At 62.8% G+C, this 12,803-nt stretch carries 8 protein-coding genes; 4 read left to right on the plus strand and 4 right to left on the minus strand.

Annotation, left to right across the window (positions count from 1 at the left end):
• The first annotated feature begins 9 nt into the window (after positions 1-9).
• Positions 10-711, plus strand: coding sequence for a hypothetical protein (locus AC1DW2_RS12595; protein WP_477006180.1), 702 nt, complete (start codon positions 10-12; stop codon positions 709-711).
• A gap of 86 nt (positions 712-797) precedes the next feature.
• Here AC1DW2_RS12595 and AC1DW2_RS12600 read toward each other — a convergent pair whose 3' ends face one another.
• Positions 798-2,006, minus strand: a complete 1,209-nt coding sequence (locus tag AC1DW2_RS12600) for an ABC transporter substrate-binding protein (protein ID WP_477006181.1) — start codon at positions 2,004-2,006, stop codon at positions 798-800.
• 79 nt (positions 2,007-2,085) lie between these two features.
• Positions 2,086-4,986, minus strand: a complete 2,901-nt coding sequence (locus AC1DW2_RS12605) for an ATP-binding protein (protein WP_477006182.1) — start codon at positions 4,984-4,986, stop codon at positions 2,086-2,088.
• Positions 4,987-5,582: 596 nt separating this feature from the next.
• Here AC1DW2_RS12605 and AC1DW2_RS12610 point away from each other — a divergent pair.
• Positions 5,583-6,476 carry a helix-turn-helix transcriptional regulator gene (locus AC1DW2_RS12610; RefSeq protein WP_477006183.1) on the plus strand — a complete coding sequence of 298 codons (894 nt, stop codon included), beginning with the start codon at positions 5,583-5,585 and terminating at the stop codon, positions 6,474-6,476.
• A 300-nt stretch (positions 6,477-6,776) separates the two neighbouring features.
• Here AC1DW2_RS12610 and AC1DW2_RS12615 read toward each other — a convergent pair whose 3' ends face one another.
• Both AC1DW2_RS12615 and AC1DW2_RS12620 read right to left on the minus strand, forming a co-directional pair.
• Complete coding sequence (locus AC1DW2_RS12615; RefSeq protein ID WP_166351859.1) at positions 6,777-7,010, minus strand: hypothetical protein; 234 nt, start codon at positions 7,008-7,010, stop codon at positions 6,777-6,779.
• Positions 7,011-7,163: 153 nt separating this feature from the next.
• On the minus strand, positions 7,164-8,435 hold the full coding sequence (locus AC1DW2_RS12620; protein ID WP_477006184.1) for an ABC transporter substrate-binding protein: 1,272 nt from the start codon (positions 8,433-8,435) through the stop codon (positions 7,164-7,166).
• Positions 8,436-9,347: 912 nt separating this feature from the next.
• On the opposite strand from AC1DW2_RS12620, the gene AC1DW2_RS12625 reads away from it, so the two are divergent.
• Positions 9,348-9,629 carry a hypothetical protein gene (locus tag AC1DW2_RS12625; RefSeq protein ID WP_028153535.1) on the plus strand — a complete coding sequence of 94 codons (282 nt, stop codon included), beginning with the start codon at positions 9,348-9,350 and terminating at the stop codon, positions 9,627-9,629.
• Between the two features lie 124 nt (positions 9,630-9,753).
• A complete protein-coding gene (locus AC1DW2_RS12630; RefSeq protein ID WP_477006185.1) occupies positions 9,754-12,606 on the plus strand; it encodes an ATP-binding protein in 2,853 nt (950 codons plus the stop codon).
• Positions 12,607-12,803: the final 197 nt, after the last annotated feature.

Raw genomic sequence — 12,803 nt, forward strand, 5'->3', positions numbered from 1 at the left:
AGCATAGAGATGATCCGGATCGTGCTCGCAACAACGATCGCCCTGCTGTTGGGCTGTTCTTCGAGTGAGGCGCAGGTCTCAACGATGGGCACCACGGCGATGGGCCTTCCAACCGTACCGGGTGCGATCGTGACGTCGCCGCTCAACAGTCCGGGTCCGTTTTCCGCATCAACCGAGCCTGGCGTTCCCGACACGACGCTGGCGCCTGTTCCGCTCGCCTCGGATCCGACGACGCCGGGTACGGTCGTCGTCTGCGCCACGCCATCGACGTCCCCGATGCCGGTGCCGGCGACCCCGATCGTATCGAGCATCGGCGCGTCACCGTCGGGCATCGGCGCCCCGCTACTGCCGGTCATCGGGCAAATCGGCAGCTCCACCGGAACGATTCCCGCAGCGGCACCGGCGGGAACAGGGACGACGGTCGCATGCAGCTCGACGCCGGGAGGGCTCGCGACAAGCGCTGCGTCCCTGCCACTCTCGATCCCGCAAGTGCCGTCCAGTCTCGCGCCCGGCACGATCCTGGCGGACACCAGCGCCGCCGGCGGTACCGGCATCGATCCAAATGCCGCCGTCATGCCGAGCCCGAACAGCACGGCCTGCGCGGAAGGCGTCTCGATGAACCTCGCAGCGCCTGCGACTGTGTTGCCGGCCAACGCCTCAGGCGCGGCGCCAACGCCGGGAGTGTCGCCGATCTTGCCGCCGGGATGCTGAGGCGACGCCGCTACAGGACTCTCGTCGCACCGCGTGCGGATCGGGGGACGACACGTCGGCTGGCATAGCCGGGCCGTACCAGCGCTTCACGTTGCCGGTCGTAGCTTCAAAACTTCGGCGTCGGGCGGCAGCATCGTTCCACCGTCCCGGTATTTCCAGTCCACCATCACACCCTTGTTGCCCCGTACAGTGGTGCGGCCGACGAAGGTCCCCATGGTGCTCTGATGGTCGATCGAACGCCAGATCGCCGGGCCGAACGGCGTTTCGAAGCCGACGTTGCCAAAGCCGTCGGCCATCGCCTCGGTATCGAATTTCCCGAGCTTTGCAATCGGTGCCACGATGGAGCTGATCAAGGCGTGACCGACCACGGATCCCATCGTGGGAGCCTCGCCATATCGTGCGGAATAGGCCGAGACGAAGGCGTTGTTGGCGTGATCCAAAACCTCGGTCACCGGATAGCCGGTCACGATCCATCCTTCCGGGGCGTCCTGCCCGAGGGGAAGAAGGTATTCGGGTTCGCCGGTCGTGAACGACACGACGTGTCGCCCTTCGAACAGGCCGCGATCATTGCCTTGCCGGACAAATCTGGCGAGATCGGGTCCGAAGGTGACGTTGAGGATCGCTTCGGGTTTCTGCTGCGCGAGGGCGTTGACAACCACGCCGGCATCAATGGCGCCCAGCGGCGGCCACTGACTGTTGATGAACTCGACGTCGGGACGACGGCGGCTCAGAAGCTGCGTGAACCATCTTACGGCCGACTGCCCGTATTCGTAGTTCGGGGCGATCGTCGCCCACCGCGTCGCCTTCAATTGAGCTGCCTCCTCCACCAGCATGGCTGCCAGCATGTATGTCGAGGGGCGGAGCCGGTAACAATATCGATGTCCTTGCTCCCAAACGAGGGCGTCGGTGAGCGGTTCGCTCGCCACGAAGAGGATCCGGTTTTGCCGGGCGAAGTCGCTGATCGCCAGTCCGACATTCGACAGATATGCGCCTGCCAGAAGATCGACGTCATTCCGTCGCACCAGTTCTTCGGCGGCACGTAGCGCGACGCTTGGCTTGCCTTCATCGTCCCGGCTGATGACCTGCAGCTCTCGCCCGAGCAGGCCACCGCCCGCATTCAGCTGTTCGACCGCCAACTGCCAGCCGCGACGATAGGGCAGGGTAAACGCGGGCGCGCTGCTATAGGAGTTGATCTCGCCGATCCTGATCGGTCTCGTGCCCTGGGCGCGGATGATGCCGGGCGAAAACACCGACGCGCCAACACTGCCTAAGACCTGTCGTCGAGAGATGCTCATCTGGTGCGATCCGGAGGATTGAGTGTGAGGGCTGGTCCAGCGCTGCAGGACATGTCGTGCCGGTCGAAAGATCAGCAACCTAGTGGCAGGTGCAGGACGGGGGCCGGTCGTCGCCGCCTGTCGAAATCGAGATGCCCGGACTTGCAGCGAGACCGCGCGCAAAGGCGAGCGCGGGAAGATCGACCTCCCGATCGAACAGAGCGCTGACCGGACCGACCAGATCGAGCGCGGTCTGCTGGCGGTCCGACGCCGCCATGATCCTTGCCCAGGCTGCCGCGACCTTCAGCTCGTAGAAGCGGCATTGCTGCTCTCTGGCAACGGACAGGCCCTCGGAGAACAGGACTTCCGAGCGGGACCGATCTGACGAACCACCGGCAAGCAGGATCTCGCCCTTGATCCGCAGCAGATCAGCAAGGCACCACAATTGCTGGCCTTGCCGGGAGATAGCCAGGGCATCTTCCACGGCGGCCAGGGCCTGCGCAGTCTCGCCGGCCGCGAACAGTCCTTCGGCGAGCGATCCGAGAAATTCGGGATTGCGCATCAGCCAGCCGTTCTCAGCCCGCGCTTTCAGTCCGCTGCGTAGCAGCTCTATTCCATCGTGATGTCTGCCTTGCAGGACGAGCAACTGCCCCTTCAGGCAGGACGTCCAGCTCGTCCAGAAAGCTATTCCCTCGCGCGTGACGAGCTCGAGGAGAGACGCTATCGCCTGATCGGCAGTGGCGACATCATGCGTCATCAGCGCAATGGGGCACACGGCGTTCCGCAGCGCGTAAGCGATCGCGAGCTTGTCCTTCTCACGCTGCGCCTCCTCGAGGCATTCCGCGGCCAGGGATCTGCTCTGGGCGATCTTTCCCTGGAGCAGCAGCACGCGGGCTAACATGGCTTTTGCCAGGACGCTCTGGTTGAGCAGGAACCACATCTGGTTCGCGCCGTCCTTCAATCCGTGAGCCGAGTGGTCCAGGGAGAGGGTCAGTTCGCGTCGAGCTTCCTCCTGCGCGCCGTAAAAATGGGTGGCGGCGCCGATCAGGCGGCGGCCGACCGTCTCGTTGGCGGGGTTTCCCGTGCGAAGGGCGATCTCCAGATATCGCTCTCCGACACTCTTGGCCGCGTCGTATTGGCCCGAGTTGAGATTATAGCTCCACAGCGTCCAAACAGCCTTGAGCTGAAGCTCGAGATCGGACAGCTCTTCGCCGAGTGCAAGCCCGATGTTCAGGGCCGCCTTCATGCGATCCGCCGAGCCAGTCGTATTGAGAAGCGCGAACCCCAGCGCGACGTAGAGCTGCGCCTTGAGCCTTGGATTGCAGGTCAGCTCTCCGTCAAGATGGGCGAGAGCGTGCTCGACCCGGGTCGAGCATTCCATGAAGGACAGCAGTTGCATCCACACCGGCACAAAGCCGGCCGTCAGCTCTACGCCGAGCGCGGCATCGCCGCCGGGTGCGAAGGCCCAGTCGAGCGCTGCATGCACGTTTCCAATTTCCTGGGCAAGGCGAGTGAGATCGTCGGAGGCGGGGGAGGCATCGCCAGGTGGCATGATGAGCTGCCTGAGAAAGCCCGCATGCCGTCTGCTGGCCTGCTCGCAGAGCCCTGCTTCTGCCAGCTTTTCCAGAGCATAGGCGCGGGTGGTCTCCAGCAGACGCCACCGCCCTTCGAAGGAGGGATCGAGCGAGACCAGCGATTTTCCGACCAGATTGAACAGTGTTTCGATGACGTCCGACCGGGACAACGCGTCGTCCATCATTGCAATGGCCGCATCGAGTGTGAAACCTGCCGGAAACACCGCGAGCCAGCACAACAGCCTTTGCTCGTCGGGCGACAACAGATCGTAGCTCCAGTCCAGCGTCGCTCGCAGGGTCTGGTGCCGTGGCAGTTGGTCCCTGCGGCCGCCGCTCAGCAACTCCATTCGCCTGTCCAGGCGAAGCAAGACCGTGTCTACCCCAAGATTCGCGGTCTGAGCCGCGGCGAATTCCAGCGCGAGCGGAATTCCGTCGAGCCGGCGACAGATGGCAGCCACTTTCAGCAGATCGTCCGCGCCTGGAGAGAAGTTCGCGCGTAGCGACTGTGTGCGAGCGACGAAGAGCTGCACGGCGCTTGCCTGCAACAGCAAACCGGGATCACGCAAACCAGAGTCCGGAACCGACAGCGGCGGGATGGCCGCAACGTATTCGCCATCGATGCGGAGGCCTTCCCGACTGGTCGAAAGAATAGTGACATTGGGACAATAGCGAAGTGCAGCACTCGCGATCTGTGCAGCGATGTCGATGACATGCTCGCAATTGTCCAAGATGAGAAGCAGACGCCGTGACCCGATAGCCTGCGCGATGCAGGCGGCCGAAACCTCCTTGTCACTAAGGGCAAGCTTGAGCGCACGCGCGGTGGTCGATGTCGCAAGTGCCGGATCATGCAAGGTCGCGAGCTCGACCAGCGCCACCGCACCATCGAATGAGGATGCGACCAGGCGCGCAAGTTCGATGGCCAGCTTTGTTTTCCCGATGCCTCCCGGGCCGACCAAAGTCACGGCCCGATATGCGAACATAAGTTCGGCAATTTCGCTCAGGCAATCCTCGCGCCCGATAAGAGGAGCGCGCGTGTTCGGCAGGTTGTTCGAAAAGGATTCGATGGCCGGGACGGATACCGATGTCGCTGCGGGCTGATCCAAATGCCCGCTTCGCCAGGTCCCGGCGAGGGTATATCCACGGCCCGAGATCGTCTTGAGGAGATCGCGATCTTTGCCCAGCGCCTTGCGGACGGCGGAGATATGGACCTGTAGCGTGTTGTCCTCGACGGCCAGGCCTGACCAGACACTTCCGATCAAATCATCCTTGGTCACCAGGTGACCTGCGCAACCCGCCAGTTTCTCTAGAATCTCGAATGCGCGGCTTCCGATCGGGACCGTGATGTTGTCGCACTTCAGCTCTCTCCGCTGGCAATCGATGAGCCAGTTACCGAAAGAGTAGGTTCGTACAGCGGGCGAAGGCGACATAAGGGGGTCCGTGGATCAGCTTCACTGCCGCAATCTAGGAGAGTGACGTGACCCCCAAAGATCACCGCCCCTGGCAAGATTCTGAAAGCGTCAGTATGCCCAGGTGTCGTACAGGGGAGGCCGTTGGGGTGTCAAGACGACCTTCTCAGTAGCCGGCTGTTCGCCATGGCTCGATGCAGGCGTCCGAAACGCTCGTTGCTTGCACACGAATTCGTGAGGACGAATGGGAGTGCCAAAATGGGAGAGCGGGCCGGAAGGAGCGTGCAGCACATCCCGACAGCAACACGGGGCAGGGGACTTCGCGTCGCAACGGTTCAGAAGCTCGGCAGCCTGCTTGGTCTCTTCGTTATCGAGCGGTCGAAGCGACACCTGTTCACATCGCGAGCTGCAGGATATCGCGCGGCATCTCGATTGAAAGGATGGCACGACGCATCGCTTCGACGGTGTCGGCAAGTCGGCGAAGGAAAGCCTGAAGTTTCCTGATTTTGCGCCTCTTCACTCGCGATCGGGCCATAGCTTGCTACCTTACTCTGCGATCGATGCGCTTCGCCGGAATGGAGCATCATCGTTTGGATTGTCCTTGCCAGAGTAAGATCATGTCTCAGCCATTATTACTGTCGCCACAACCGAAGCATGGCGACACCCAGGCGACCGTCACCGCGGACGAAACAGATTTCCGCTCGGCCATCGCAATGGCCTCGATCGCGCCGCTTCCGAAGGTCATCGCGCCGACCACCGTTTCGCGCAGAGACGATCTGTCCCCCCTTGACGCAACGACGATTGCCWTCGAGCGGCTTGGTCTGGTCATTGCGATCGAAGGGCAGCCACGGCGCAGCTCCAGCATATCCCCGTGTAATCCGGCGCGCGACACCGGCTGGCTGCGCGTCGAAATCCCGTGGCAACGCGCGGCCATGACTGCACCTAGCTCTCTGACAACTGCGCCCATTTGTGACGACGATCCGGTAGTTCAGCGCCTGTCCGAAGCTCTCGTCTCGATGGAGCGATTGAAGGCCACCGATAGCGCCATTTGCGTCGACGCCCTGCGATTTGCCGTCATTGCCCGGCTCCTTGCCTTGCGGTCCGAGGCGGAGCCGAGGTTCGACGAGCGAGCCCGCGTCGGCCAATGCACTTCTGAAAGGCCGGTCCACGGATTGCAGAAGTGGCGGCTCAAGCGGGTGCTCGACTATATCGAGACTCACTTCCGCAAGAAAATCGTGCTGGCGGATCTTGCCGCGGCCGCGGGCCTGAGCCGGATGCATTTCGCCGCCCAGTTCCGCGCCGCGACGGGTTGCAGGCCTCACGAATATATCTTGCGGCACCGGATACAGCGTTCCAAGGATCTGCTGCGGGACTGCGAGATGCCGATTGTTGAGGTCGCGCTCACAGTGGGTTTTCAGAGCCAGGCCCACTTCACGACGACGTTCAGGCGCTTCGCGGGTGACACGCCGAGCCGATGGCGAGATGCCGCTGCGGCTGGATTCGATCTTTGATGCCCTTGCCTCGAGCGAGTAGGCCTCGCCCCCGTGGGGCCTGAGACCGCAGTGGCGAGGTTGGTGAATTCCGCGATGGAGCTGGCATCGCTCTCGGATCCGCTGCAGATGCCGGGCCGCGGCGTTGGTACGGATCAATGCGTCTCAGACATGGCCGGTCGGAAGAACGGGGCTTCATAGGGCGCCATTCTTCCTCCAGTCACGTCCGTGAGACGGAAGCCCCGAAACGCTGAGACGAACCTCTTCAAGTCAGCGCTGACGATTGCCTTGCGGCAAGGGGGCTCGCTCCGGTTGGCGTGCTCAATAGCCCGACTTGGGCTCGCACGGGGGCCGACGCCAGGGGTCGCTTGCATACGCACCGACGTCGGGAGCGCGAACACAGTTGCGCTTGGACGTCACCGGAACGCGCTGAACCGACGCATAGGCGTCGTCATTGGTTCGGCGCGCGTTGTTGCTGCCTTCGCGAGCCATCGCGGGGGAGGCGATCATGGCCGAAACCATCAGTCCGGCCGACAAGAGCTTCAGTGTAGTCATTGCACGTCTCCTTGACAAAGCGACGCCGGGAACGCCTCGGCTCGCCTGCCAGACATGTGTACGCATGTGTCGGATGAGCAGTATCAATTGAACGATCATTTTCGCCTTTGCACGAAGTCGGCGCCCGCGCTTCATCTCGAAAGCGATTGCTCGCTAGTCGGGCGAAAGCGTTATCTGGTCCGAATGGCCATTCATGAGCGGACCGAACCATTCCCACTTCTCGCCGGTGAAGCGCATCATTTGGAGATGCTCAATCGGGCGAAAGTCCGTCGGCGATGTCTTGACCCGGACGCCGGGAATATAGGCCGCCCCCTCGATGTCGAGATTCGTCGCCACCTGCATGATCCTCTCGCGCGCGAGATCGTCGCCACAGCGCCTAAGCACCTCAACGAGCGCGCTCGACATATTGAATGCCACCAGCGGGCCGCTTTCGGATCGATCTGCGTCCGGATAGTATTTCGCCATGAACGCGCGAAAGTGCTGCATGCCCGGGTATGAGTCCCACTGCGGGTCGGTCACGTCCATCTGGTACCCGGCACTCAGGACTCCCTTCGCGTTGTCCAGTCCTGCGAGCTTCAACACAGAGCCGACCGAAACCGAGACGTTCGTCATGATGTGGACGGGATGCCAGTCCAGCTCGGCGAGCTTCCTGATCGCCTGAGCCGCGAATTTTGGCGTGGCGACATTGATGAAAATGTCGGGGGCGGCCGCCTTGATCGCCACGATCTGCGAGTCGATTGTCGGCTCGCTGATTTCATATGGCAGGCTCGCAACCACCATTTGCGCGTACCTGTCTTGCAGCACCTCCTTCAGGCCAGCCAGATAATCGCGTCCGAAGTCGTCGTTCTGGTAGAGGATGCCGATCCTGGCGCCAGGGTGATGCGTCAGGACATAGTCCGCGTAGATGCGTGCCTCGGTTCGGTAGCTCGGTAGCCAGCCGATCGTCCACGGAAAGTGGACGGGATCAGCCCAGCGAGATGCCCCCGATATGGCGAACAATTGCGGCACGTGGCGATTATTCATGTACCTTTGAATGGCGGCGTTGCTTGCGGTGCCGAAGGGGGCGAAGATCGCGAGCACTTCGTCGGCCTCGACGAGCCGCCGTGCCTGCTCGACCGCTCGGGACGGATTGTAGCCATCGTCGTAGGAGATGAACTCGACTGTCCGGCCGTTGATGCCGCCATTGTCGTTGACCATGCGAAAATACGCACTCATCGTCCTGCCGATGATGCCGTAAGCCGATGCCGGGCCGCTATAGGGCATGATGTTGCCGATCCTGATCTCGGTGTCGCTCGCACCGGGATCGTATCGCTGTTGCGCAGAGGCGCTGGTTGCGCCGGCCGCAAATATGACAGTGACGACCGCTAGTTTTCGCAGACGCCTCGCAATGCCCGGACTCAAATGGCCACTTCCACTGGTGATCAAGCGATGCCTCCATAGCGCTGCTGGTCGTTGTGCCTGCCGGGCGGCGGTATGGCGCCAATGGGGGGCCTGCTCGTCCAACAGTCGATAGCCGGAGTGTAGCGCGGGACCCGACGCGAGCCGGATTACAGAAGCTGAAGAACTGTGAAGTTTTACAATGGTGTGCGTAGAATTGACCCGTCACCGGCGCCCGATCTGGGGGAGCGTTCTACGCCGTCGTCGCGAACAAACGTTCGGAGCTGATGATATCGATCGAGGCTCCGGACCCGCGGGGTGCGCCGCATGGCGCGGTCGCACGCCGAGCGGGGTCACGGACAGGCATGGTTACGCGGCAATTTGCCTTTGCGTGTTGCCGCCGCTCACCGATGCCCGTGGCGGTTGTAGATGTGGCCCGCTCCGAACACCGGAGCCGCGCCACCGGACCGCTCGAGACCCATTCGCCCTGCCGGCGTCAATGCGCCGCCATTCAGCACGTCGCGATTGGGATACATTGATGCAAATGCGGCGGGCTCCTGATCGGCAAAGGACCAGGCCGCGGAGGCGGATCATATCGTTGCCGTTGAGAGCAGCACTGCGGCGATCAGGGTTTTGAATGCACTCATAGCGAATCTCCATTGCTCGTGACGTGCGGAGAATCGCTTGGCGATGATCGCTGCTCGGCTGATGGCGTTTCCGGAATTGCTTTCTATACCGGGCTATATAGGCAGTCCGGCCGGAAAACCCTGCTTGCCACGCATCACTCTTGCGAGAAGATGAGGGGAATATCAGGCAGAGCGCGCGGTTACGAAGGTCTGATGCGTCTTCGAAGCCGAACTCTGTCACAATTGTCATAGTTGCTCGCGCGATCGTGCATGGTCGAATCGTGTGCGACGCCCAGTTCAAGGTGCAGGTCATACAACATGAGGAGTGTGAGCCATGAGACTGCTCTGGTTTCTCTGCGTCGTTGCCAGCCTTGCGCTCTCGGGCGTTGCATCTGCCCGCGGCGGCATGGGATCTCACATGTCGATGGAGAGCGGCGGCGCGCTCGGTACCAGCGCTGCTGCGCCGGGAACGAACTCGCTCGGCACCGCGCTCCCGTCATCGGAGGGGGTTGGTCATCCGACGAAGGGACCGCTGCTCGGCTCGGATGCGACCATCGACAAGGAGGACGCACGGGTCGAGAAGATGCTGGAAGGATCCATCTGTCGCGGCTGCTGACGTGCGAGCATTGCGATATTTGCGGCGAGTGTCTGGCGGCCTTGGTCGCCGGACAGATTGTGTATTTTGAAAGCGTTGGTGATACGCTGGGCGCAAGATCAAGCAACCGCCTGGGGCTATGCCGATGATGGCCGAGCCAAGCCAGCGCCCCGTCTACGCCTGCGCTGAATGGGAGATCGATCTTGCCAGACGCGAACTGCGCTCGATGGGAGAGTCCGTTCCTCTGGGCGGTCGTGCCTTTGAGATTCTTGCGGAATTGGCTCAGGCCGAAGGCGGGCTGGTCACCAAGAATGACCTGACGGAGCGTGTCTGGCGCGGCGTCTTCGTCGAGGAGAGTGCACTTCGGGTCCATATCGCGGCGATCCGGAAGGCCTTTGGTTCGGATCGTGACATGCTGGCGACAACGGTCGGCCGGGGCTATCGCCTGCTGGGTTCATGGCGGACCCGGCAGATGGATGCCCCGCTACAATCTGCCGCACCCCAGCCACTGCCGTCGACCAACATTCCCAATGCATCATTCGTTCTCATCGGCCGCACCACCGCGGCCGCGCGTTTGTGGGAGCTTCTGTCGGCTTATCGCGTCGTGAGCCTCGTCGGGCCCGGCGGGATCGGCAAGACGGCCCTTGCACTACAAGCTGCCAGGACGCCGCCAGCCGGTTTTGCGGCCGACCGGTTGCTGGTCGAATTGGCCTCGCTGCCCGATCCCAAGCTGGTGTGCTCGGCCGTCGCCAGCACGCTCGGTATCAAGCTCGAAGGGGAGGAGATCACCCCGGGCTCCATAGCGCGCGCGATTGGAGCCAGGCAGTTGTTGCTCATTCTCGACAATTGCGAGCACGTCGTTGATACCGTGGCCCAACTGGCCGAGACGATCGTCAGCCAGTGTTCCGGAACGACCGTCCTGGCGACAAGTCGCGAAGCGCTGCGCATTGACGGCGAACATGTCTATCGCGTTCCGCCCCTGGGTGTGCCGCCCGAAGTCCGGCTCGGGTCTGACGCCGCATCGGCCTACACGGCGGTGGAATTGTTCACGACCAGAGCGAAAGCGCTGGGCTCCAGCTTCGCGCTCGACGACGAGAACCTCGATGCCGTCGCAGCCATCTGCCGCCGGCTGGATGGCATTCCGCTTGCGATCGAGTTCGCGGCGGCACGCGCCGTGATGCTCAGTCCGCCGAAGATCGCGGCACTTCTCGACGACAGGTTCAAATTTCTGACGACCGGCCGGCGTACTGCGTTGCCCAGGCAGCAAACGCTTCGTGCGACGCTCGACTGGAGCTACGATCTACTGCCGGACGCCGAGGCGCGGGTTCTGCGGCGGCTCGGCGTGTTTGCCGGAGAGTTTCTACTCGATGCCGTGATCGCGGTCGCCGGCGAAGGGATGGGCGATGTCACCGCGGAGCTTGCCAACCTGGTGGCAAAGTCGCTCGTCCTTGCGGATATTCGCGGCGAGCGCCCGTACTATCGCCTGCTGGACACCACGCGCGCCTATGCGCTGGAAAAGCTTCACGCCAGCGGCGAATTTCCCGGCGTCGCGCGCCGCCAGGCCGGATACTATGGCGGGTTCTTTGCGAATGCGGAAGCTGACAGCGAAGTGAAACCGCAGGCGGAGTGGCTCGGCTTTTATGGCCAGCACATCGACAACGTACGATCCAGCCTCGATTGGGCTTTCTCGCCCGACGGAGATGCGCAGATCGGAGTGGCGCTGACCGCAGGGGCCGTCCCGTTATGGGTACAATTGTCGCTCCTCGCCGAGTGCCGCGAGCGGACCGAACTGGCGTTGGCCAGCCTCGACGGCAGCGCGGCGGGCGCTTTGCGGCTCCGCATGCAATTATCGGCCGCGCTTGGCTGGTCACTGATGTACGGCGTTGGCAGGGCTCGAGAGGCCGGTCCGGCCTGGGCGGCGACCCTGCAGCTGGCCGAGCAGCTCGGCGACAGCGACTATCTGTTGCGTGCGCTTTGGGGGCTCTGCATCGATCAATTCAACAACGGCGAGTTCCGCAAGGCGTTGGAATTCGCGCACCGCTTCGCGGATATCGTGGCCGATTCCCAAAATTCGGTCGACCGGATGATGGGCGATCGGCTGCTTGCCACGACGCTGCACTACCTCGGTGACCAGCGGTTGGCGCATCATCACATTGGGCGGACCTTGTCTCGCCTTTCCGATCTGGCGGCGAAGCCGCAGGTGATCCGTTTCAGGTTCGACCTGCGAGCCTCGGCACGCTATTTCCAGGCGCGCATCCTGTGGCTTCTCGGGTTGGCGGATCAGGCACTGAGCGTCGTCGAGCGCAATGTCGAGGAGGGCCGTGCGAGTGGTCATGCCCTGACCTTCTGCAGCGTACTCGGCCAGGGTGCCTGTCCGATTGCTTTCCTGGCCGGCGACCTCGATGCTGCGGAAGGCTATTGCACCATGCTGCTCGAGCACACCGAACGTCATCCGATCCGTCTATGGAACGTATGGGCGCGCGCCTTCAGGGGCATGGTGATGGCGCGGCGTGGCGATGTCGCCGCCGGATTGACGTTGCTGCGCAAGGCGCTCGAGCTGGCGGGCGAGGCGCGTTTCCTGCCGCGCTTCCTGCTTCCTCTCGGCGAACTGGCAGCATGTCTCGGAGAGGTCGGCGAAGTATCGCTGGGGCTTGCGACCGCGGACGAGGCGCTTGCGCGCTGCGAGGCGAGGGATGAGCGGTGGTACGCGGCTGAGCTCTGGCGCATCAAGGGCGAGTTGCTCCGGCATCCCGGCGAGCGTCGCTCGGCTATCGCCGCCGAGCAGTGCTTCGACAAGGCTTTCGAAGTCGCGCGCGGCCAAGGTGCGCTGTTCTGGGAGCTGAGAGCGGCCATCAGCCTGGCACGGTTGAGGACGAGTCAGGGCCGTCCTGCCGATGCGCACCAAATCCTGGCCCTTGTGTACGGCAAATTCACCGAGGGTTTCGAGACCACGGATCTCAGGCTCGCGAGAGCGATGATGACGGAGTTTTCGACCTAATAGTACGGGCGGTGCTCCAGGATGCCCCGGGGGCGGCGTCCGATACATGTCATCGGACGCAGGTGCGGCCTCGGCGAGCGCCGCATCCCCCGTGCTCCAGAACGTTGGCTTCGAAGTCCTATTGCCGGACCAAGAATGCGCCGGCCCCTCGACGCGGTCTTTCCATGCCGCGCGCTTCTATCCGGATTGCACGACCT

The sequence above is a fragment of the Bradyrhizobium sp. P3_C3 genome (assembly GCF_056402655.1).